Source organism: Demequina lignilytica (assembly GCF_030418375.1).
Lineage (GTDB): Bacteria > Actinomycetota > Actinomycetes > Actinomycetales > Demequinaceae > Demequina > Demequina lignilytica.
Window position 1 is genome coordinate 84,455 of record NZ_JAUHPZ010000001.1, and the last position, 20,512, is coordinate 104,966.

Genomic DNA, 20,512 nt, shown 5'->3' on the forward strand with positions numbered 1-20,512 from the left:
GCGATCCGGTAGGGATCCGGACCTCAGGGATCGACGTCGAGGGGTGCTGCGGGCGGGGCGGGTGAACGCGTACGGCGATGATACCGGGGGCCTGCCCTATTCCCCAGGCCCTCCCGCGGATCCGCCCTCGGCCTCCGCGACGATCCGGTTCACCATGCCGCTGAAGACCAGCCCGTGGAACGGCAGCATCGACAGCCAGTACAGGCGACCGGTGAGACCCCGGGGGAAGAACACCGCACGCTGGCGGTACTCCGATCCGTCCTCCGCCGGCTCCACCCCGAGCTCGAGCCAGGCCTTGCCGGGGACCCGCATCTCCGCGCGGAGGCGCAGCAGCCTGCCGGGCTCCACGTGCTCGACGCGCCAGACGTCGATCGCGTCGCCCTCGGTGAGGCGGTCGTAGCGCCTCCGGCCGCGCTTAGACCCCACGCCGCCGGCAATCCTGTCGATGAGCCCCCGCGTGGCCCACAGCACCGAGGCCGAGTACCACCCGGTCGCGCCGCCGACCTGGGTGATCACGTCCCACACCGCATCCGGGGGTGCGGACGTCGCCTTGCTGCGGGCGTCCTGGAACACGGTGCGGCCGGCCCAGTCGGGGTCGCTGGGCATGGGGTCGCTCGGCGCCCCGATCACCCGGGAGTCGACCCAGCTGGTCTCGACCGCGTCGATCTCGATCCGGCCGAGCGCGAAGCGCACGGCGTCGCGGTAGCCCATGAGCCCCTCGGGCGGGGGCGGGATGAGCCCGTCGATCGCATCGTCCTTCATCACGCACGAGTGGAGCAGCGACTCCACCAGCGGTCGCGCGATCTGGCGCGGCACGGGGGTGACCAGCCCCACCCAGTGGGAGGCGAGCCCGGGGGTGAGCACCGGGAGCGCGGTGATCCCGCGCCGGGGGAGCCCGGCGACCTCGGCGTAGCCGTTCATCATCTCGGAGTACCGCATGACATCGGGGCCACCGATGTCGAAGGCGTCGTTCACCTCGCCCTCCACCCGGGCGGCGGCGAGCAGGTAGTACAGCACGTCCCGCACGGCGATGGGCTGGATGGTGTTGCGCACCCACCGCGGGGCCGGCATGTACGGGAGCACCTCCGTGAGATGCCTGATCATCTCGAAGGAGGCCGAACCGGAGCCGATGACCACGCCGGCCTGCAGCACGATCGTCGGGGTCGCGGACGCGATCAGGATGTCTCCGACCTCCTGGCGGGAGGCGAGGTGCGCGGAGAGCTCGACGCCGTCGGGATGCAGCCCGCTGAGGTAGACGATGCGGTCCACGCCGTGCGCCGCCGCCGCCTTGGCGACGGTGAGGGCGATCGCGCGGTCGAGCCGGCCGTAGTCACGTCCGCTGATCATGGAGTGCACCAGGTAGTAGACGATGTCGACGTCGGCCATCGCGCGCGCCATCGCGTCCGCGTCGGACGCGTCACCCTCGATCACCTCGACCTGGTCCGCCCACGGCAGGGCGGCGAGCCTCCGGCCGGACCGGGTGAGCGCCCGCACGCGGTAGCCTCCCGCGAGCAGCCGCGGCACCAGTCGGCCGCCGATGTAGCCGGTGGCGCCGAGCACCAGCACGCGGGGCGCCCGGCCGTCGGCCAGCGGCACGGCCCGGAGCGCCGGCTCGGTCCCGAGCGGGCTGCTCAGGGCCTCGACATCCACCTCGGCGGCCTCGTTGTCACCCATGGTGGCCCCTTCCTCGTGCCTGCACCGGTCCCGGGTCTCCGTGGGGTGAACCGCGCGAACCTCCGCGGGCATTCCCGACGTGCCCGGGGCGCGCGGCGGGAGGATGATGGAAGGTGAGGACGCCGGGCGAGGGACGACGAGCCGAGGTGATCGCCATGGCACGGGAACGGTGGGGCAGCCTGGCCCCCACGTACGACGAGGACCACGCCTACATCTCGGGGACCGACATGGTCCGGCGGGTGCAGCGGTGGCTTCGCGTCCAGGTGCCCGATGGCGAGGTGATCGAGCTCGGGTGCGGGACCGGCCTCTACACCCGGGCCTATGCGCCGCGGGCACGGCGCGTGATCGCCACCGACATCTCGCAGCCGATGGTCGACTTCGCGTCGGGACGGCTCGAGCACCACGAGAACGTCGCGGTCCGACGGGCCGACGCCTGCCGCACGGGTCTGCCGTCGGCCTCCGCCGACGCGGTCGTCGCGGTCAACCTGCTGCATATCGCGGAGGATCCCGAGGGGATCGTGCGCGAGGCACGGCGGCTCGTGCGGCCCGGGGGACGGCTCCTCGTGGTCGACTTCACCTCCGAGGGCCTGCCCGTCAGGAAGGTGCTGTCGGGAATGGTGCGGGTGCTCCGGCGATGGGGACCCATGCCGCAGCCCAAGGGTGCCCGGCACCTCGACCTCGCGCGGCTCCGGCGCCTCGTGTGCGAGGCCGGCTTCGAGGATGTCGACGCCCGCCTGCTGGTCGGCGAGGCGATGGACGCGGATGTGCTGGTCGGGCGGGCTCCCGGCCGGCCGACGGGGCGCGGCTGACGTCGCGCCGGGAAGGAGGTCGGCATGCGCACGACGGAGACTCGCGGTGGCCGCCGCGTGGTGCAGGTGCTGAGCTGGGTCCTGGGCACGATCGCCGCCGCCGCCACGCTGTGGCTGCTCTTCCTCCTGCTCGTGATCGCGAGCGAGTGGTCCGGGTACGTCGGCCACGAGTCGAGCACGGCGCTTGCCATCCTGACGACGGTCGGCGTCGTGCCCGCGGTGCTCGCGTGGATCGGGTTCGCGATCGTGCGGATCGTCGCACGGCGCGCCACCCGTCCGCCCGGCGACGGCGATGAGGCCTGACGGCGCCGCGAGCGACTCGCGAGGCGCCCCCGGAGGGGTGCGCTCCCGCGCACCCCTCCGGGGCGGTGGCTAGGCCGGCTCGATGTTGTTGTTGACGCGGAACAGGTTGCCGGGGTCGTACATGCGCTTGACCGCCTGCAGCCGGGCGAGGTTGCCGCCGTACTGCTGCTCGATCACCCGGCGGTCGGTCGAGTCGTCCGCGGAGAAGTTGAGGTATGCGCCGCGGGCGCCCTGGAGGGCCCTCGCCCCCTCGACGGACTCACGTACCCAGTCGCGCACCTTGCCGAAGGCCGCGGGGTCGCGGGTGCCGCCGTCGAAGCTGAGCATGAACGGCGCGTTGCGGTCGCCGAACGCGGTGTCCTCCGCAGCCGCCCGCGCGGTCGCGCCGCCCATGATCGGCATGTGGATCAGCACGGCGGGATCCGGCCGGTCGAGGGCGCGGTCATGGACGTACGCGATCGCCTCGTCCGAGAGCTCGTCGAGGTACAGCGACTTCCAGTACGAGTACAGGTTCTCCGTGAGCGCGTCGAAGCCCGCCTGGAACGCGCGGTAGGTCGGGATGAAGCCGCTCATGTCGAACAGCGGATCGCCCAGGCGCGTGAACTCGTCGATCACCTCCTGCCCCTCGCTGCGGTCGCCGGCCCAGAGCGCGGCGACGATCATCACGTCGCGGCCCTGCACGGGCGGCGGCAGCTCGTCGACGGGCGGCATGGACCAGTACAGGGCGCGCGTCGTGACCTCGTCCCCGACCGACAGCGCGAGGTCGCGCCACGCGGGGACGATCTCCGCGCCGGCCTCGATCGGATGGAACACGGTGGCGAGCGCGACATCCGGGCCGACGGGATGCGCATGGAACGTCAGGTCGACGGCCACGCCGAAGTTGCCGCCTCCTCCCCGGATCGCCCAGAAGAGGTCGGGGTTCTGGTCCTCGCTCGCCGTCACGAGCTCGCCGCTCGCGAGCACGATCGTCGCCGAGACGAGGTTGTCGCAGGCGAGACCCCACCGTCGATGCAGCCAGCCGATCCCGCCGCCGAGCGTGAGCCCGCCCACGCCGGTCGTGGACACGACGCCACCCGGCACCGCGAGTCCGAAGACCTGGGTCTCCCGGTCGACCTGGCCCCAGGTCGCGCCACCCTGGACGCGAACGGTGCGGTTGGCGGGGTCCACCCACACGCCGTTCATGTTGCGCAGGTCGAGTACCAGCCCGCCGTCCACGCTGCCGTGACCCCCGACATGGTGGCCCCCGGAGCGGACGGCGAGCGCGTACCCCCGTTCTCGCGCGAGGTTGACGCCGTCGATCACGTCCGCCTCGCCGGAGCAGCGGATGATGAGCCCGGGGTGGCGGTCGATGGCGAGGTTCTGCACCCCGCGGACCGCGTCGTAGGAGGGATCGTCGGGGCTGAGGACCGCCCCGCGGAACTGCATGCTCAGCGCGCTGAGCTCCTCGGCGTCAAGGTGGACCTCGCCGCCGGCGTCGTGTGCCAATGATGTGGCCATGATGGTGACCGTTCCTGGTCGCTGTGCCGGCCGCGATGGGGACTGGCCTCGCCCGGGCCGACAGCTGATCGTCGCTGACCTGGGTTTCGGGCGTGGTGTTCGGCGCGTGGGACGCGACGCGGCGGTCGCGCCGGGTGCGCCGGCGTGCGGGGTGCGGCGGTTCACGGAACGCGCGGCGACCGCCGGCGACGGTCATCAGCGTGACCATGCCGGCACCTGGCCTCCGGCCGGCAACGTCGTCGTCGCCGTCCATGCGCATCCCCTCCCCAGTGGATCGCGCGTCTCCACCCTCCCGTCCAGTGGAGCACCGCCGCCACCGGCCGTCAAACGCAGCGTCTCACCCCGACGGCGAACGCTCCCACAGGGCCTCGATGGGGAGAGCCCGCCCGAGCACGCGCTCCGCCGCGCGGTGCCCCGACAGCATCGCGGCGGGCACGGTGGCCGGGTCGTCCGTCCACGTGGCCTCGCCCGCGAGGTGCAGCACACCGCCGACCGGGGTGGCCAGCGCGTCGTGGTCGCTCGTGGTCGAGCCCGGCACCATGTAGGCGTAGGAGCCGCGCGCGAACGGGTCGGCGTGCCAGGCCGTGATGTCCACCCGGGTGGGGTCCGGGATACCGTCGCCGTAGAGCCGCCGCAGCTGCTCCATGACGGACTCGGCCACCGCCGCATCGTCCCACCCACGGATCGCCCTCGCCGTGGGTCCCGCGGCGAAGGTCAGCAGCGTCGGCACGCCGTGGAGCCTGCTCAGGTCGTACCAGGAGTGCCACCGGCGGCCCGCGGGACCCTGCTGGCGGATCGCGTCGACGTCGGGGTCCCAGAAGCGGGTCGGGAAGCGCAGCACGAGCTTCTCGAAGGCGTTCATCTCCAGCCGCTCGAGCGCTCCCGCGACGGGGTCCGGCAGAGGAGGCGAGAACCGGAGGTCGCCCGACTTGAGCACGCCGACCGGCACGGTGATCACGGCGGCTCCGGCGTGGAGAGCCGCGTGCGGGGTCCGCACGGTCACGCCCGCGCCCGACCACTCCACCTCCGTGACCACCTGGCCCAGCCGGATGTCGAGCCCCGTTGCAAGCGCCCGGGGGAGGGCGTCGTAACCGTCCGGGAACACCACCTCGACCCCGTCGACCGCGTCGTCGTCCAGGCCGTGGGCGGCGAGGTCCTCGATCCAGGCGCCGTACTGCTCCTCGGTCCGATGCTCGAGGAACTCGCGCACCCGGGCCGCCCGAGCCTCGTCCCAGCCGAGGCGCGCGAGCGCCCCCTCGACGACGTCGCGGTAGGTCGCGTTCGGGGCGGAGGATGCGACGACCGGCTCGAGCGCCTCGAGCGCGGTCTCGACGTCGCGGACGAATCCGCCTGCACGCTCGTCGGACATCCTCGCGCCGTCCGGATCGAAGTACGCGATGGGACGTCCGCCCGGCTGGTAGCTGCCGACCGTGAGCTCCTCGGTGCGCATGCCGAGCGCGCGCGCGGCCGCCGCCACGGGGCTGCCGTCGACGCCGTGGATCCACGACGCACCCAGGTCGGTCGCATGGCCGCCGGACCGATCGGTCCAGACACGGCCCCCGACGCGGTCGCGGGCCTCCAGCACCACGACGCGGCGACCCTCGAGCGCGAGCAGGCGCGCGGCGGCGAGGCCGGCCACACCGGCCCCGACCACGATCGTGTCGACGGATTCCATCGGTCCGACGCTAGCGAATCGGGGCGCCCCCGAGACTGGGCGATCCGGCTGGATCTGCGGCGCGTCCGGATCCTCTGTCCGGCACCGTCATCCCGCCGCGGCGAGCGCCTCGAGCTTGACCACGGCCTCAGGAGCCGCGTCCTCGATGCGGGCGAGGATCTCCGTGAGCGCGGGCGAGCGGTCGGCCGCCGCCGGCAGGCGTGCCGGGTTGAGCGTGGTCGACTGCGTCCACGCCGCGATGTCCGGCTCCGCCATGAACGCCGCGGTGGCGCGCATGCCGTGGGCCATCATGTCGACCCAGTCGCGCGGGGTGTCCGCCAGCGGGGAGGGTGGGCACGTGGCGTTCTTGAGCGCGTCGTCGTCCGGGCGCGTGGCCTCGACGTACCCCACGAGCGCCGCACCGAAGCAGGGGAATCCCGCGCGCACCGGCTGCAACGTGATGGCCCGGTCCGTCCAGATCGGGATCAGTCCCGGGCGACGCAGACCGTCGGCCGCGCAGTGCACCGTCAGCGTGCCCGGCTCGAGCGGGAAGGAGCCGCGGTCGAGGTCGACGGCTCGGGCGCCGACGCCCCGGATGCGGCCGGCCCGGATCACGCGGTCGACGGTCCGCAGCAGCGCGAGCTCCCAGCGCGCCAGGGTCGGGGTCTTCGCCATGGTGGGGGTGATCGCCGTGTCGATCCGGACCACCGCCCCGGAGTCCTCGAGGCGCAGCAGCAGATCGTCCGGAGTCGTCGCGACCAGGGCGGCCTCGACGAGCGACGCCACCATCCCCTGGAACGCGACCGGGTCGGGCTGGACCGCGGCGCGGTCGAGCATCCACGGCTCGCGGGGGCGTACCCAGCTGATGGCGGACGGGTCGACTCCTGCTGACAGCAGCCAGACGATGGCGTCGGTCGCCGTCTTGCCGCAGCCCGCGATGAGGAACCGCTCGTGCTGCGTGGCGCGGGACGGCAGGTCGGCGACCGGGGAGACCGCCGCATCGTCCGTCGCCGCGAACGGAGCCGGCGTGTCCGCGGGTGTCCGCGGCGAGAGGTAGCGGGCGTCGACCACCCGTGTCGTGCCGTCGAGCTCGACCGTCGCTCCCGTCTCGAGGTCCCGCACCACGCGTCCCCCGAGGTGCTCGTGGCCCGCGAGGAACACCACGCGGTCCGTCTCGCGGAGCCGGCCGAGGACCGCCTCGAAGTAGGCGAGGACCTCCGCGCCGGTGGCCCGCTCCTGCAGGCCGGCCTCGGGGCCGGCCGACTGGACCCGGCCGGCGCCGAGCATGGTCGACGCCACGCCGTAGAACTGCGACGCCTGGTGCAGCCGCACGAACGGATAGGCGTCGCGCCAGTGGCCTCCGGGGCCGGGGCGGCGGTCGACCATCGCGACGCGGGCGTCGCCGTGGTGCACGAGGGCGTCCGTGAACGCGAGGCCAGCGGCGCCGGCCCCCACCACGAGGTAGTCGACGTCCTCGGCGATGGACATGCCACCATCGTCGCACCACCTGCGTACCCTGACCCCATGCATCGGATCTTCACCATGCCGTTCGCCGACGTGTACCCGCTCTACGTCGCCAAGCTGGAGCGGAAGGGCCGTACGGCCGAGGAGCTCCACCGGGTGATCGCGTGGCTCACCGGCTACGACGACGACGCCCTCGCCCGGGTGCTCGAGGAGCGGTCGACGTTCGCGGACTTCTTCGCCGGCGCGGAGCTGAACCCTCACGTCGACCTCATCACCGGGGTGATCTGCGGGGTGCGCGTCGAGGAGGTCGAGGACCCGCTGATGCGGCAGATCCGCTACCTGGACAAGCTGGTGGACGAGCTGGCGCGGGGCAAGGCGATGGAGAAGGTGCTGCGCGCTCCCTGACGCCTCGCGGGATCGCGCTAGGGTCGAGGCAGACCCCACCGCTCGAAGGAGAGACTCCATGCCCACTCTTGCGATCATCGGCGCCGGACCCGGCCTGGGTGCGGCGGTGGCGCGCCGGTTCGGACGCGAGGGCTTCGCGATCGCGCTGGTGTCCCGCGACCAGGCGAAGCTCGACGCGCTCGCCGACGAGCTCGCGGGCGACGGGCTCACGGCCCGCGGCTACGCCGCCGACGTCCGGGACGCCGCCGCGCTCACGGCCGCGCTCGAGCGGGCCGCCGCCGAGCTGGGCCCCGTCTCGGTGCTGCAGTACAGCCCGCTGCCCGCGCGCTCCTATCTCAAGCCCGTGCTCGAGCTGGATCCCGAGCTCGCGGCGGAGGCGCTGAGCTTCTCCGCGCTCGGACTCATCGCCGCCGCGCGCGCGGTGCTGCCGGCCATGCGGGCCGGTGGAGAGGGGAGCATCGTCCTCATCAACGGCGGCACCTCCGTGAAGGCGCGCCCCGACTTCGCCGGCACGTCGGTCGCCTTCCCGGCGGAGACCGCCTACGGCGAGATGCTCCACGATGCGCTCGCGCCGGAGGGCGTGCACGTGTGCCAGCTGGTGATCCCCGGCGCCATCCCGATGCTGCCGCTCGAGCGCGGACTCGAGGATGTCGCGGACCGGATCTGGGACATCCATGCAGGTCCGGGGGAGTTCCGCACCATGCTGATCCCGCTCGACCAGGGGCGAGAGCCCGACCACGACTGACCCTTGCCGGGACGCCCGTGCGGACCTACGTTGGGGCCATGTTCATCCTGATGTCGATCCACCACCCGCACCCCGAGCACCGCGACGCGCTCATCGACTCGATGCACCGCTACGGGGCGGCGATCAGCGGTGAGCGCGGGCTGCGGTCGATCCACACGCTCGCCGACGCGGGGTCGGAGCGGTTGGTGGGCCTGGCGATCTTCGACAGCCGCGAGGACTTCGAGCGGCTCGCACCGAGGGCGCGGGCGGCGGTCGCCGACGACCCGTTCGAGGTCTGGGAGCAGGTGCCGATCGATGGGCTCGCGCTCACCGAGATCTGAGACGGGCGGGCGTCAGGCGAGCTCCCGGAAGGCCGGCAGCGCTGCCTCGATCGAGGGCATGGTCGCGGTGAGGCTGATCCGGAAATGGGCGGGACGGTCGAAGAGGCTGCCCGGCATGACCAGCACGCCGCGCTCCGCCAGCGACGCCGCGAAGGCGTCGCCATCCCCACGGGGCGCATCCCCCCACAGGTAGAACGTGCCCTCGGGACGCGTGAGGGTGTAGCCGGCCTCCGCGAGCGCGCCATGCATGCGGTCGCGCTTCGACTCGAGCTCCGCGAGGTCGAGGCCGACGTCCTCGAGCGCGGGGACGGCGTACTGCATCAGCGCGTCGGGGAAGCCCCAGCCGATCGCGAGCTGGACCGGGTCGTAGGCCTCCCGGATCTGATCGCGCTCACCGCGCGGCAGCAGTGGGGAGAGGGCGAGGTAGCCCAGTCGCTGGCCGGGGGCGAGCAGGATCTTGCCGTAGCTGTAGTCGATGAGCGTCCACGGGTAGACGGCGGCGGGGCTCACGAAGGGCACGCCGGAGAAACGGATGCGCCGGTACGGCTCGTCCGACAGGATCCAGATCCGGCGGCCGATCCGTGCCGACTCGGCGTCCAGGAGCAGCGCGAGCGCCTCGAGCTGGTCGCGGGGGAGGACGCGCCCCGTGGGATTGGCCGGGCTGTTGACGACCACGATGCGCGTGCGCGGCGTGATCGCACGGGCGATCGCGTCGAGGTCGAGGTCGAACGTGTCGTGCGCGAGGTCCGCAGGGACGGGCGTCAGCGCCGACGCGCGAAGCATCGGGGGATAGCAGAACCACCCCGGCACGGGCACCACCACCTCGTCGCCCGGGTCGGTGAGCAGGTGGAATGCGAGCGAGATGGCGCCGAACGCCCCCTGGGTCATCGCGACGTCGCCCGGCTCGAACTCGAGACCCAGCTCGGCGGACAGCCCTGCCGCCACGGTCTCCCGCGCCGGTTGCTGGCTGGTGGTGTAGGCGAACCAGGTGTCCGAGCGCGGCTCGACCTGGCTCCGGATCGCGTCGACGAGGCCGTCCAGCGGTGGCTCATGGGGGTTGCCGAACGTGAAGTCGAGGGTCCCCGGCACGGCGGCGCGCCTGCCGATCTGTTCGAACAGCGACAGCACCGACGCGATCTCGTGCTGAGCAGACAAGGCTCGGCGTGCGAGCTCCATGGTGTTCCTCCCTCCGTCCGCACCGTGCGGACGCCCCGTACCCATCGTGGCGCGGACCGTCGGGCGGTGCAGCGTGAGCGCCGCGGTGAGACGATGGAGGTGTCCCCGATGCGACCAGGATCGGAGGTCATCATGAGCACGACAGCGCACGGCGCGCCGGTGGTGCGTCCCGGCCGTCGCCTCCGTCGGGCCGGCATCGCGATGCTGGTCCTCGGGTTCGCCTGGTTCGCGTGGGGCGGGCTCGTGGCGTGGTTCTCGGCCGACTACGGGAGCCAGCCGTCGGGGTCTCTCCAGCAGCAGATCGCCCAGGTCGGACCGGAGGACCCGCAGGGAGATCCGGACCTCTGGGTCGGCATGGATGAGCAGGGCACCGTGATCTGGCAGGGCACGCGGGAGGAGTTCGAGGATCTCACGGCGTCCGGTCGGCAGGACCTCCAGGACGATCTCCGGATCAGGTATCTCTACCCGGGCATCGCCGTCATGGCGGCCGGCGCGGGCATCACCGTGGCATCCGTGGTGGTCGCGCGGCGTCGGTAGGCCGGCCCGGGTCAGGGCGTGGCGACCAGGCCGGGGGCGACGATGCGCATGACGGACCGCACGAAGCGGTCGTCGAGCGGCGCACCGGTGTAGAACGCGCGCTCGTACACCGGGGAGAAGACGGCGTCGATGGCGGCCTCGACGTCGAGGTCCGAGCGGAGCTCGCCGGTCGCGATCCCCGCGGCGATGATCTGTGCCGCGACCTCGCGCCGGGGTGCGAGCCAGTGCTCGTGGAAGCGCCGCCGGATCTCGGGATCCGTGGCCGCGCCGGAGGCGACCGCGCGCAGCGCGCCCTCGGTCGACGGGTCGGTCATGATCCGCACCAGGTCCTCGAGCTGCGCGGTGAGCCGCTCGATGGCGCTGCCCTCGGCGTGATCGAGCGACCAGTGCGTCCGCTCCTGCAACGCGTCGATGAGGAGCTCGTGGGCGGCGGTCCACCACTTGTACAGCGTGGTGCGGCTGACGTGCGCCTGGGAGGCGATCCGCTCCATGGTGACGAGCCGTGGGTCCTGGGCCGCGAGGTCGGCGGCGGTGTCGAGGATGCGGGCGCGGCGCACCTCGTCGCGTGGGCGGCCGGGGCCTCGTTGCACCGGCGCGGAATTAATGGACATGCTGTGCAGTTTAGCGGGAGGGGGCCCGCCCGGGCATCCCGGAACCGCCAGTGAGGAGCCACCATGTCCCGCAACGTCGCCCAGCTGTTCGTCGACACGCTCGTGGATGCCGGGGTGAGCCGCGTCTGGGGCCTGCCGGGGGACTCGCTCAACGCCTTCGGCGAGGCGATGCGGCGGGACGGTCGTCTCGAGTGGATCCATGTCCGCCATGAGGAGGTCGCGGCCTTCGCCGCCGGGGCGGACTCGGCCGTGGCGGGCGGGCTCGCGGTCGCGGTCGGATCGTGCGGACCCGGCAACCTGCACTTCATCAACGGCCTGTACGACGCGCATCGGAACCGCACCCCGGTGCTCGCGATCGCCTCCCACATCCCGCTCGAGCAGATCGGCTCCGGCTACTTCCAGGAGACCCACCCCCAGGACCTCTTCCGGGAGTGCAGCGTGTACTCCGAGCTGGTGAGCGACGCCTCCCAGCTGCCGTGGGTCCTCGAGACCGCGATGCGTGCCGCGGTCGAGAACGACGACGTCGCGGTGGTCGTCGTCCCCGGCGACGTGTTCTACGCCGACGCCCCGGACCGGCGCGCGTCGGCGCCCATCCGGCGGAGCCGGCCCGTGGTGGTGCCCGGCGACGACGAGCTGCGCCGTGCGGCCGAGCTGCTCGACGGCGCCGACAGGGTCACGATCCTGGCGGGCGCCGGAGCGGCGGGCGCGCATGACGAGGTGGTGGCCCTCGCGAAGCGCCTCCAGGCGCCCGTGGTCCACGCCCTGCGCGGCAAGGAGCATCTCGAGCACGACAACCCGTACGACGTCGGCATGACCGGCCTGATCGGATTCGCCTCCGGCTACCGGGCGATGCTGCGGGCCGATGCGCTGCTCGTCCTCGGCTCCGACTTCCCGTACCGGCAGTTCTACCCGGAGGACGCCAGGATCATCCAGGTCGACCTGCGCGGGGAGCAGCTCGGTCGCCGCACGCCCATCGATCTCGGGCTCGTCGGGGACGTGGGTCCCACCGCGACCGCGCTGGGGCGCCATCTGCGGGCGCGGACCGACGGGGACCATCTGGAGGACTCGCTGCGCCACTACCGCAGGACCCGCAAGGAGCTCGACGCGCTGGCCGACGACGACGGCAAGGCGCCCATCCACCCCCAGTACCTCACCCGGCTGCTCTCCGACCGGGCCGAGGACGATGCGGTGTTCACCGCCGACGTGGGCAGCCCGACCGTGTGGGCGGCGCGGTATATCCGGATGACCCGCGACCGCCGGCTCCTGGGCTCCTTCAACCACGGCTCGATGGCCAACGCGCTCCCGCAGGCGCTGGGCGCCCAGGCCGAGGACCGTGACCGTCAGGTGATCTCGCTCTCCGGGGACGGCGGCCTCGCGATGCTGATGGGGGACCTCATCACCGCGGTCCAGAACCACCTGCCCGTCAAGGTGGTCGTGTACGACAACGCCTCGCTGAACTTCGTCGAGCTCGAGATGAAGGCGGCCGGCCTGCCCACCTACGCCACCGACCTCGAGAACCCGGACTTCGCCGCCGTCGCGCGGGCGATGGGGATGACCGGCATCCGCGTCGAGGACCCGGCGGATCTGCCCGACGCTGTCGATCGCCTGCTCGCGGCCGACGGACCCGCGCTTCTGGACGTGGTGTGCGCGCGGGAGGAGCTCGCGCTGCCGCCGTCGATCGAGGCCGCACAGGCCAAGGGCTTCGCGCTCTGGGCGCTGCGCACCGTCATGAGCGGGCGCGGCGACGAGCTCCTCGACCTGGCCGACACGAACCTGTGGCGCCGGCTCGCCTCGCGGGGAGGCGCGATCCCCGCCCGGTGATCCGACGGCGACGGCGGACGGCAGAATGGTGCCGTCCCGCCGTCCCGCCGTCCTCGACCAGGAGCGATCCATGTCCGACCTGACCATCGCCACCACCACGTCCGGCTCCCTGCCGCGCACGCCCGCGCTCGTCGCCGCCACCGCGGCGCTCGAGCTGGCGGACGACGGGTTCACCCTGATCCAGACGGACGAGTACCGCGAGCTCGCGGCGGCGGCCGTGGTCGACCTCGTGCGTCGCCAGGTGGACGTGGGGATCACGCTCGTCGGCGACGGCGAGTACGGCAAGGCCATGACCGCCGCGCACGACTTCGGCGCATGGTGGTCGTACTCGTTCCAGCGCACCGCCGGGCTCGCCCTGCCGCCCGCGGATGCTGCGCCGCCCGCGCCGGTGCGCTCGACCCCCGGCGACATCCGGCTCACCACCATGCAGGACCGGCGGGACTGGGTCCGGTTCGCGGAGGCGTACTTCGATCCGACCTCCGGTGTGCTGATGGGCGAGCCCCCGTTCTGGCCCATGGCGGTCGGCCCGCTGTCCTACCGCGGTCACGACGCGATCGCGGCGGATGTCGCGCACCTGCGCGCCGGCCTCGACGCCTCGGGCCTGGACACCGGGTTCCTCACGTCGCTCGCGCCGGGCAGCGCGGCCCGCATCGGCAACACGTACTTCGCGTCCGAGGAGGAGCACATCTGGGCGTGGGCCGACGTGATGCGCGAGGAGTACCGCGCGATCGTCGAGGCCGGGCTGATCGTGCAGATCGACGACCCGTCGCTGGCCGAGAGCTGGGACCAGATCAACCCCGAGCCGTCGGTCGCGGACTACCGCGCCTTCCTCCGGACCCGGATCGACGCCATCAACCACGCGATCGCGGGCCTGCCGCGCGACCAGGTGCGCATCCACCTGTGCTGGGGCTCCTGGCACGGCCCGCACACCACGGACCTCGAGCTGCGGCACATCGTCGACCTGGTCGCCGAGATCGACGCGGCCGAGATCTCCTTCGAGGCGGGCAACGTCCGCCACGAGCACGAGTGGAAGGTGTGGCGGGACGTGGAGCTGCCCGCGGGCACTCGGCTCCTCCCGGGCGTGGTCAGCCATGCCACGAACGTGGTTGAGCACCCGGATCTGGTCGCCGAGCGGATCGTGCGGTTCGCCGAGATCGTGGGTCCGGAGAACGTGATCGCCTCGACCGACTGCGGCCTCGGCGGCAGGGTCCACCCGCAGATCGCCTGGGCGAAGCTCGAGTCCCTCGGCGAGGGGGCGCGCCGCGCCGCCGCCCTGCTCGACGGCTGACGGACCCCGTCAGGTGGCCGGCACCTCCCTGTCGGCTCCCGCATCGTCCCGCCGTCGCGTGCCGCCGAGGGAGAACGACGCGGCGAGGCCGATCATCAGGAACCCCGCCGCGGTGAAGGCCGCGTACCGGGTGCCGTCCGAGAACGCCTCCTGGGCGGCCCGTCCTGCCTCCGCGGTCGCGGGGTCGGCGACCAGGCCCGCGATCGCTGCGCCGGCCGAGTCGACCACCGCGGTCACCACCTGGTCCGCCTGCGCGGCGGGGACCCCGGCAGTCTCGAGCCGGTCGCCCAGGACCGCACCGGTCGACGTGAACAGGACCGTGCCGAGGATCGCGACGCCGAGCGCCGAGCCCACCTGGCGCGACGTCGACTGGGTGCCGGAGCCCTGGCCTGACATCTCGACGGGGACGTCCTGCAGGATCACGCCCGTCAGCTGCGCGGTGGCGAGCCCGACTCCCATCCCGTAGACGAGCAGGGCGGGCACCAGCCAGCCCCAGTGCGCCTCGGGCCGCACCACCAGCCCGGTCCACACCACGCCGGCGATCTCCAGCGCGAGGCCTGCCCGCACCACCGCCACCGGCGCCACCCGGCCCGCCATCGCTCCGGCGAATCCGCTCGCGAGGAACGAGCCGCCGGCCAGCGCCAGCAGGATGAACCCGGTCTGCAGCGCGTCGAACCCCAGCACGAACTGCAGCCAGAGCGGCAGCGACAGGATGATCCCGAACTCTCCGAGGGACACCACCAGCGCCGCCACATTGCCGTTGCGGAAGGAGTGGATGTCGAACAGGCTGAGCTCCAGCAGCGTGGGACGCCCGGCGCGGGAGCGGGCTCGGGCCCACACCAGCGAGGCGACAGCCGCGGCGAGCGAGATGCCGAAGGCGACCGGGATGGGGGACAGCGCGAACGGCCACGCGAAGGAGCCGGCCGTGAAGGTCTGGGTCGCGGTCCACCAGCCGTAGGTGCGGCCCTCGATCAGGCCGAACACGAGCGTGCCGAACAGCACCACCGAGAGCGCCGCGCCCACGACATCGATCCCGCGCCTGGCGGTCTCGCGCGACTCCGGCACCGTCGCGAGGACCCCGGCCACGATCAGGATGCCCAGCGGCAGGTTGATGCCGAACGCCCACCTCCAGGAGAAGTCCGTGGTGAGCCACCCGCCGAGCAGCGGCCCGACGGCGGCCATGCCACCGATGGTCGACCCCCACACCGCGAATGCGATCGCTCGCTCGCGACCGCGGAACGTCGCGTTGAGCAGCGAGAGCGTGGTGGGCAGGATCATCGCGCCGCCGACTCCCTGGACGAAGCGGGACGCGATCAGCAGCTCGCCGCTCGGCGCCGTGGCGGCGAGCAGGGAGGACACCGTGAAGATCGCGACGCCGACCAGCAGCAGCCGCCGTCGGCCGAAGCGATCCGCCATCGCACCGAACAGCAGCAGCAGCGACGCGAACACCAGGGTGTACGCCTCCTGGACCCACTGGACCTCGGTGGAGTCGATCCCCAGGTCATCCACGATGGACGGGATCGCGACGTTGACGATGGTGGAGTCGACGATGATGAGCGCGACGGCCACGCTGATGAACACCAGCGCGGCCCAGCGGCGCCGTCCGGATGCGGGGGGCGGGGTGGAGGTCACCGCCCCAGTCAACACCCCCGGACGGGGGGCGTCAGGCAGCGCGGTCGGCGCGCGCCTCGACCAGCGTGTCGAGGATCGAGCACAGCAGGTCGAACGAGGTCTGCGGGTTCACGATCGCGAACCGCAGCACCGGCTCGCCGTCGTGGGAGCTGGGGACGACGAACGCATGCTGCCTCTCGAGCAGGCGCTCCGACCAGCGGCCGTAGTCCTCGGACGCCCAGCCGTCGACGCGGAACACCACGACCGAGAGCTGGGGCTCGCGGACCAGCGTGAGCCCGGGTCGTGCGGCGATCTCGTCGGCGATGCGCCGCGCGAGGGCGATGCCGTAGCCGATGGCGGAGCGGTACTCGTCGGTGCCGTAGGTCGCGAGCGAGAACCACAGCGGGAGCCCGCGGGCGCGTCGGGTGAGCTGGACGGCGAGGTCGGAAGGGTTCACCATCCCCCCGTCGGCGAGGGTGTCCAGGTACTCCGCGTGCTGGGTGTGCGCCCGGAGGGCGGCGCGCGGGTCGCGGTAGATCAACGCGCAGGCATCGAAGGGCGCGAAGAGCCACTTGTGGGGGTCGACGATCACGGAGTCGGCGCGCTCGACGCCCCGGTACGCGGGGCGCATCTCCTCGACCAGCATCCCCGCGAGGCCGTAGGCGCCGTCGACGTGCAGCCAGACGTCGCGCGCGTGGACCGCCTCGGCGATCCCGCCGATGTCGTCGATGATCCCGAAGTTGGTGGTGCCCGCCGTGGCGACCACCGCGAAGACCGCCTCGCCGTGCTCGTCGAGCGCGCGCTCGACCGCGTCCGCGTGGAGGCGGCCGTCGGCACCCGGGCGGATCCCGACCACGTCGATGTCCATCACGGACGCCGCCGACGCGATCGAGGAGTGGGACTCGGCGCTGCAGACGACCACCCACCGTGACGGGTTCGGCCTCCCGGCCGCCGCGTTGCGCCGCCGGGCCACGTCCCGGGCCGCCACCAGGGCGGACAGGTTGCCGATGGTGCCGCCCTGCACGAAGACGCCGCCGGCCTCCGGCGGCAGGCCGAACTCCTCGGCGAGCCACGCGATCACCTCGTTCTCCGCGTACACGGCGCCGGCGCCCTCGAGCCAGGAGCCGCCGTAGATCGAGGAGGCGGAGACGATCAGGTCGAACGCGATGGACGCCTTGCTCGGGGCGGACGGGATGAAGGAGAGGTATCCGGGATGGTCCGTCGACAGGCAGGTCGGCGCGAGCTCCTGGTCCCAGAGCCGCAGCGCCTCCTCGGCCCCGATCCCGGTGCGGGTGATCGAGCCGGAGGCACGAAGCGCGAGCCGCTCGGGTGAGTCGGGGAGGTCGAGAGGGATGTCCTGCCAGAGCGCGCGGCGGCGCGAGTAGTCGATCACGGACTCGACGATCCGCCGCGCCTCCTCGGAGATCGCGTGCATCCTCTCGGGCTGTGCGGGACCCACCCCCGTGCTGTTCACGGGAACAGGATAGGCGGCTCCCTACGCGTGAACCGCGCGCGAAACCTCCGCATCATGCCCAGATGCATGCGTTGGGAAGGCCTCGTGCGACGTTTGCGTGCGTCGAAGCCGCGGTGCGAACACGATCGCCCTCTGGACGGCGAAGGAGATGGCGAAGAGCACCAGGTCGGTGGCGACCTTGGCGGCCAGCAGCGGGATCCCGAGCGCGGTGAGGCCGGCGACGCCCGCGTACCCGGCCACGAGCAGCGCCGCCGCGAGCACCGTGTAGCGCGCCAGCTGAGGGAGCACGCGACCGTCCGAGCGGAACACCGCGCGGCGGTTGAGGGCGAAGTTGGTGCCCGCGCTGAGCACCCTGGCCCCGGCGAGCGCCACCGCCAGGTTGCCGGTGGCCGCGTGGAGCACGAGGAGCGCGGCGGTGTCCACGCCGAACGCGACCAGCGACGACGCGGCGAACGTGGCGACCGGCGCCAGGACGCGGAGCGAGTCCGCCAGGGGCCGGAAGTGTGACGACGCGTTCCCGTCCAGGTAGACCGTCTCGATCGGCACCTCGACGAGCGCGATCCCCCGGCGCGTCGCCTCGAGCAGCACGCGGAGCTCGTAGGCGAAGCGCTCGCCCGGGACGCCGCGAGCCCACCGCAGCAGGCCCGGTGGGATCGCCCGCAGTCCCGTCTGCGTGTCGGCGATGCGGGCACCCGCGGCCACGCGCACGAGCGCCGATGTCGCCCTGTTGCCCACACGGGAGCGCAGCGGTACCTCGCCGACGAAGGCCCGTGAGCCCAGGACGATCGCGTCGGGCTCGCCCGCCGCCAGCCGCCGGACGGCCTCCGCCCCCACCGCGCGGATGTCGCGGGCGGTGTGCTGGCCGTCGCTGTCCGCGCAGACCACGATGTGTCCGGGGGCGTGGCGCTCGGCCCAGGCGAATCCGGTGCGCAGCGCCGCTGCCTTCCCGAGGTTGCGAGGGTGACGGAGCACCACCGCGCCAGCCTCGCCGGCGCCGTCGAACACCGGGGTGAACGCGGGTCCGGAGCCGTCGTCCACCACCAGCACGGGCCATGAGACGGACAGCGAGCGCACGAGCGCGACCAGCCGGGTGTCCGGCTCGTACGCGGGGATCAGGATCCACATGGCGTCACCCGATCCAGAGGATGTCGGAGGTGCCGCGCTCGTTCCCGGAGCCCCCGGGCCAGTTCACCACCTGGCCGTCGCTCACCATGGTCGAGCTGCCGCCGCCGTCGAGGTTGTACGCCTCGGTGGCGCCCAGGCCCGCCATGATCTCGGCCAGCTCGGTGAGGGTCACGCCGGCGCTCGAGTCGGAGCGTCCGTCGACCACGACGAACACGTAGTGGTTCGCGGAGATCATCCCGATCGCGGTCCGCGGCTGGTCGCCCTGGATGGAGTGGTTCCCGACGTTGGTGTCGACCTCGACCGACTCGATGCCGTCCACGATCGCCCCGTCGTCGACGAGCGCGGGGCCGAAGGACAGGGTCAGCCACGCGCCGGCATCCACCAGCTCCTGCGCGGTGGTGGCGGTCTCGTCGTAGATCTCCATGGTGCCGTCGGCGTAGATCACAGCGCCTGTGCGCGCGCCCTCGTCGCGGTAGATCACGCCGTTGCGGATCTCGATGCCGGTGTCGCGGAAGCCGTAGTAGTCGCCGTTGATCGCGAAGGACGCGCCGACGCTCTCGGCGATCTCGGACGGGTCGGCGATGATGTTCGTCCCGAACTCGTTGTTCGCGAACGCGCTCTGCAGCTGGGTGATGTCGTCGAAGGTGACGTCCGCGACGTAGTAGGTCGCCGCATCGTCCCCGGTGCCGTAGGTGTACTGGGTGATGGTGACGTCGGCGCCGTCGCTCGTCGAGGTGGACGATGCGGTGGACGTGGTCACGTCGTCGGCGGTGGCCCCCGTGGTCGACGCCTGCTGCGCCGCCTCGTAGGCGGCGACGTCCGCGATCTCCACATGGTCGATGACGAAGCGGTCGAGCGCCCACGCCGTGATCGATCCGAGGATCAGGAGCAGGACGGCGACGGCGGCCAGGATCCTCCGGCGCAGTCGGTGGCGACGAGGCGTGGGCGTCGTGACGGGCGGCTCCGGGGGAGCGGCGGGGTGCCAGGTCGGGGCTGTCATGCCATCGACCGTAGGAAGCGGAACCCACGATTCGCTGAGGACGGGCCGGGGATCGGCTCGGACACCAGGCACGTTGCCCGGGAGATCGGAGCGGGTTCTCAGGGAACTCTCGGATCCGGTCCCTAGCGTCCTGGCCATGACCCGTTCGCCCGTCCTCGCCCGCCGCCCGCTGCGCCTGATCGCCGTCGCGGCTGCCGCGATGCTCGCCCTCGCGCTCGTGCTCGGTGCCGCCTTCATGGGCGCCCGCCTCGCGACCGCGGAGGCCGACGCCGCCGCGCCCTCGGCCGCGGCGTCCGCCGCTGCGGCGGAGGACGCGGAGGAGCCGACCGTCGCGGACGTCTACGCGCTGGTCGCGCCCTCCGTCGTGGTGGTCGAGACGGGCGAGTCGACCGGCAGCGGGGTGGTCGTGAACGCCGACGGCTCGATCATGACGGCGCTGCACGTGGTCGACGGGGCCTCATCCATCACGGTGACGTTCTCCGACGGCACGCAGGCGAGCGCCTCGGTGGCATCCACGGACGAGTCTCAGGACCTCGCCACGCTCACGCCGGACGCGTTGCCCGAGGTGGTGGTGCCCGCGACCCTGGGCGGCGGCCTCGACGTGGGTGACGCCGTGCTCGCGATCGGCACCCCGCTGGGCCTCGCGTGGTCGGCGTCGTCCGGCATCGTGTCCGGCCTCGACCGCACCTTCGACGCCGACGGCACGGAGCTGGCCGGGCTGATCCAGTTCGACGCCGCCGTGAACCCCGGCAGCTCGGGGGGACCGCTGGTCGACTCCGACGGCACGGTCGTGGGGATCGTGGTCGCGCTGCTCACCACTGGTGACGACGACACCTTCGCGGGCGTGGGCCTCGCCGTCCCCATCCAGTCCGCGCTCGCCGGCTCCGGCGAGGACGGCGAGCCCGGCGACGGCGGGCCCCAGCAGTGACCATCCCCGATCCGCACCCCCTCCACCCCTCGACCCCTCCCATCACCGCATCGTCCGACCGGAAGGACAC

19 protein-coding genes are annotated in these 20,512 nt (G+C 72.8%); 9 read left to right on the forward strand and 10 right to left on the reverse strand.

Annotated features, from left to right (window positions below; translation table 11 throughout):
• Nucleotides 1-96 precede the first annotated feature (96 nt).
• Nucleotides 97-1,674 (reverse strand): SDR family oxidoreductase, encoded by a 1,578-nt coding sequence (locus tag QQX13_RS00395; protein WP_301144180.1) that lies wholly within the window; start codon nucleotides 1,672-1,674, stop codon nucleotides 97-99.
• 155 nt (nucleotides 1,675-1,829) lie between these two features.
• Between QQX13_RS00395 and QQX13_RS00400 the strand changes: the two genes are divergently transcribed.
• Nucleotides 1,830-2,483, forward strand: a complete 654-nt coding sequence (locus QQX13_RS00400; protein ID WP_301144181.1) for a class I SAM-dependent methyltransferase — start codon at nucleotides 1,830-1,832, stop codon at nucleotides 2,481-2,483.
• 24 nt (nucleotides 2,484-2,507) lie between these two features.
• Nucleotides 2,508-2,786, forward strand: coding sequence for a hypothetical protein (locus tag QQX13_RS00405; RefSeq protein ID WP_301144182.1), 279 nt, complete (start codon nucleotides 2,508-2,510; stop codon nucleotides 2,784-2,786).
• A 69-nt stretch (nucleotides 2,787-2,855) separates the two neighbouring features.
• On the opposite strand, the gene QQX13_RS00410 is transcribed toward QQX13_RS00405, so the two are convergent.
• The 3 genes from QQX13_RS00410 to QQX13_RS00420 all read right to left on the reverse strand — a co-directional run bounded on the left by QQX13_RS00410 (nucleotide 2,856) and on the right by QQX13_RS00420 (nucleotide 7,425).
• The gene (locus tag QQX13_RS00410; RefSeq protein ID WP_301144183.1) at nucleotides 2,856-4,283 is read right to left on the reverse strand and encodes an FAD-binding oxidoreductase; all 1,428 of its coding nucleotides are present in this window, start codon (nucleotides 4,281-4,283) and stop codon (nucleotides 2,856-2,858) included.
• Between the two features lie 337 nt (nucleotides 4,284-4,620).
• Nucleotides 4,621-5,958, reverse strand: a complete 1,338-nt coding sequence (locus QQX13_RS00415) for a flavin monoamine oxidase family protein (protein WP_301144184.1) — start codon at nucleotides 5,956-5,958, stop codon at nucleotides 4,621-4,623.
• A gap of 87 nt (nucleotides 5,959-6,045) precedes the next feature.
• Nucleotides 6,046-7,425: an NAD(P)-binding protein gene (locus QQX13_RS00420; RefSeq protein WP_301144185.1), complete on the reverse strand. Its 1,380-nt coding sequence runs from the start codon at nucleotides 7,423-7,425 to the stop codon at nucleotides 6,046-6,048.
• 36 nt (nucleotides 7,426-7,461) lie between these two features.
• Between QQX13_RS00420 and QQX13_RS00425 the strand changes: the two genes are divergently transcribed.
• From QQX13_RS00425 to QQX13_RS00435, 3 genes are read left to right on the forward strand one after another with little or no spacing between them, the layout of a single operon-like run.
• Complete coding sequence (locus QQX13_RS00425; protein ID WP_301144186.1) at nucleotides 7,462-7,806, forward strand: DUF2200 domain-containing protein; 345 nt, start codon at nucleotides 7,462-7,464, stop codon at nucleotides 7,804-7,806.
• A 58-nt stretch (nucleotides 7,807-7,864) separates the two neighbouring features.
• Complete coding sequence (locus tag QQX13_RS00430) at nucleotides 7,865-8,551, forward strand: SDR family NAD(P)-dependent oxidoreductase (protein WP_301144187.1); 687 nt, start codon at nucleotides 7,865-7,867, stop codon at nucleotides 8,549-8,551.
• Nucleotides 8,552-8,589: 38 nt separating this feature from the next.
• Nucleotides 8,590-8,871, forward strand: coding sequence for a hypothetical protein (locus QQX13_RS00435; protein ID WP_301144188.1), 282 nt, complete (start codon nucleotides 8,590-8,592; stop codon nucleotides 8,869-8,871).
• 12 nt (nucleotides 8,872-8,883) lie between these two features.
• Here QQX13_RS00435 and QQX13_RS00440 read toward each other — a convergent pair whose 3' ends face one another.
• Nucleotides 8,884-10,047: an aminotransferase class I/II-fold pyridoxal phosphate-dependent enzyme gene (locus QQX13_RS00440; RefSeq protein WP_301144189.1), complete on the reverse strand. Its 1,164-nt coding sequence runs from the start codon at nucleotides 10,045-10,047 to the stop codon at nucleotides 8,884-8,886.
• A 132-nt stretch (nucleotides 10,048-10,179) separates the two neighbouring features.
• Between QQX13_RS00440 and QQX13_RS00445 the strand changes: the two genes are divergently transcribed.
• Nucleotides 10,180-10,584, forward strand: coding sequence for a hypothetical protein (locus QQX13_RS00445; protein ID WP_301152068.1), 405 nt, complete (start codon nucleotides 10,180-10,182; stop codon nucleotides 10,582-10,584).
• Between the two features lie 11 nt (nucleotides 10,585-10,595).
• Here QQX13_RS00445 and QQX13_RS00450 read toward each other — a convergent pair whose 3' ends face one another.
• The gene (locus tag QQX13_RS00450; protein WP_301152069.1) at nucleotides 10,596-11,195 is read right to left on the reverse strand and encodes a TetR/AcrR family transcriptional regulator; all 600 of its coding nucleotides are present in this window, start codon (nucleotides 11,193-11,195) and stop codon (nucleotides 10,596-10,598) included.
• 63 nt (nucleotides 11,196-11,258) lie between these two features.
• On the opposite strand from QQX13_RS00450, the gene poxB reads away from it, so the two are divergent.
• Both poxB and QQX13_RS00460 read left to right on the forward strand, forming a co-directional pair.
• Entirely contained in the window at nucleotides 11,259-13,016 is a 1,758-nt protein-coding gene (poxB, locus tag QQX13_RS00455; RefSeq protein WP_301152070.1) for a ubiquinone-dependent pyruvate dehydrogenase, read from the forward strand.
• A gap of 70 nt (nucleotides 13,017-13,086) precedes the next feature.
• Nucleotides 13,087-14,304, forward strand: coding sequence for a cobalamin-independent methionine synthase II family protein (locus tag QQX13_RS00460; RefSeq protein WP_301152071.1), 1,218 nt, complete (start codon nucleotides 13,087-13,089; stop codon nucleotides 14,302-14,304).
• 9 nt (nucleotides 14,305-14,313) lie between these two features.
• Here QQX13_RS00460 and QQX13_RS00465 read toward each other — a convergent pair whose 3' ends face one another.
• The 4 genes from QQX13_RS00465 to QQX13_RS00480 are packed head-to-tail and all read right to left on the reverse strand — an operon-like array spanning nucleotide 14,314 to nucleotide 19,514.
• Nucleotides 14,314-15,936, reverse strand: a complete 1,623-nt coding sequence (locus QQX13_RS00465; protein ID WP_301152072.1) for a DHA2 family efflux MFS transporter permease subunit — start codon at nucleotides 15,934-15,936, stop codon at nucleotides 14,314-14,316.
• 31 nt (nucleotides 15,937-15,967) lie between these two features.
• Nucleotides 15,968-17,350 carry a pyridoxal phosphate-dependent decarboxylase family protein gene (locus QQX13_RS00470; protein WP_301152529.1) on the reverse strand — a complete coding sequence of 461 codons (1,383 nt, stop codon included), beginning with the start codon at nucleotides 17,348-17,350 and terminating at the stop codon, nucleotides 15,968-15,970.
• A gap of 60 nt (nucleotides 17,351-17,410) precedes the next feature.
• On the reverse strand, nucleotides 17,411-18,514 hold the full coding sequence (locus tag QQX13_RS00475) for a bifunctional glycosyltransferase family 2/GtrA family protein (RefSeq protein ID WP_301144195.1): 1,104 nt from the start codon (nucleotides 18,512-18,514) through the stop codon (nucleotides 17,411-17,413).
• Between the two features lie 4 nt (nucleotides 18,515-18,518).
• A complete protein-coding gene (locus QQX13_RS00480; protein WP_301144196.1) occupies nucleotides 18,519-19,514 on the reverse strand; it encodes a phosphodiester glycosidase family protein in 996 nt (331 codons plus the stop codon).
• A gap of 136 nt (nucleotides 19,515-19,650) precedes the next feature.
• Between QQX13_RS00480 and QQX13_RS00485 the strand changes: the two genes are divergently transcribed.
• Nucleotides 19,651-20,442 carry a S1C family serine protease gene (locus QQX13_RS00485; RefSeq protein WP_301144197.1) on the forward strand — a complete coding sequence of 264 codons (792 nt, stop codon included), beginning with the start codon at nucleotides 19,651-19,653 and terminating at the stop codon, nucleotides 20,440-20,442.
• The last annotated feature ends 70 nt before the right edge of the window (nucleotides 20,443-20,512 follow it).

Excerpts from the sequence above, each read along its gene's own strand:
- QQX13_RS00395 (WP_301144180.1), bottom strand. The coding sequence starts at position 1,674 with ATGGGTGACAACGAGGCCGCCGAGGTGGATGTCGAGGCCCTGAGCAGC.
- QQX13_RS00400 (WP_301144181.1), top strand. The coding sequence starts at position 1,830 with ATGGCACGGGAACGGTGGGGCAGCCTGGCCCCCACGTACGACGAGGAC.
- QQX13_RS00405 (WP_301144182.1), top strand. The coding sequence starts at position 2,508 with ATGCGCACGACGGAGACTCGCGGTGGCCGCCGCGTGGTGCAGGTGCTG.
- QQX13_RS00410 (WP_301144183.1), bottom strand. The coding sequence starts at position 4,283 with ATGGCCACATCATTGGCACACGACGCCGGCGGCGAGGTCCACCTTGAC.
- QQX13_RS00415 (WP_301144184.1), bottom strand. The coding sequence starts at position 5,958 with ATGGAATCCGTCGACACGATCGTGGTCGGGGCCGGTGTGGCCGGCCTC.
- QQX13_RS00420 (WP_301144185.1), bottom strand. The coding sequence starts at position 7,425 with ATGTCCATCGCCGAGGACGTCGACTACCTCGTGGTGGGGGCCGGCGCC.
- QQX13_RS00425 (WP_301144186.1), top strand. The coding sequence starts at position 7,462 with ATGCATCGGATCTTCACCATGCCGTTCGCCGACGTGTACCCGCTCTAC.
- QQX13_RS00430 (WP_301144187.1), top strand. The coding sequence starts at position 7,865 with ATGCCCACTCTTGCGATCATCGGCGCCGGACCCGGCCTGGGTGCGGCG.
- QQX13_RS00435 (WP_301144188.1), top strand. The coding sequence starts at position 8,590 with ATGTTCATCCTGATGTCGATCCACCACCCGCACCCCGAGCACCGCGAC.
- QQX13_RS00440 (WP_301144189.1), bottom strand. The coding sequence starts at position 10,047 with ATGGAGCTCGCACGCCGAGCCTTGTCTGCTCAGCACGAGATCGCGTCG.
- QQX13_RS00445 (WP_301152068.1), top strand. The coding sequence starts at position 10,180 with ATGAGCACGACAGCGCACGGCGCGCCGGTGGTGCGTCCCGGCCGTCGC.
- QQX13_RS00450 (WP_301152069.1), bottom strand. The coding sequence starts at position 11,195 with ATGTCCATTAATTCCGCGCCGGTGCAACGAGGCCCCGGCCGCCCACGC.
- poxB (WP_301152070.1), top strand. The coding sequence starts at position 11,259 with ATGTCCCGCAACGTCGCCCAGCTGTTCGTCGACACGCTCGTGGATGCC.
- QQX13_RS00460 (WP_301152071.1), top strand. The coding sequence starts at position 13,087 with ATGTCCGACCTGACCATCGCCACCACCACGTCCGGCTCCCTGCCGCGC.
- QQX13_RS00470 (WP_301152529.1), bottom strand. The coding sequence starts at position 17,350 with ATGCACGCGATCTCCGAGGAGGCGCGGCGGATCGTCGAGTCCGTGATC.
- QQX13_RS00475 (WP_301144195.1), bottom strand. The coding sequence starts at position 18,514 with ATGTGGATCCTGATCCCCGCGTACGAGCCGGACACCCGGCTGGTCGCG.
- QQX13_RS00480 (WP_301144196.1), bottom strand. The coding sequence starts at position 19,514 with ATGACAGCCCCGACCTGGCACCCCGCCGCTCCCCCGGAGCCGCCCGTC.
- QQX13_RS00485 (WP_301144197.1), top strand. The coding sequence starts at position 19,651 with ATGACCCGTTCGCCCGTCCTCGCCCGCCGCCCGCTGCGCCTGATCGCC.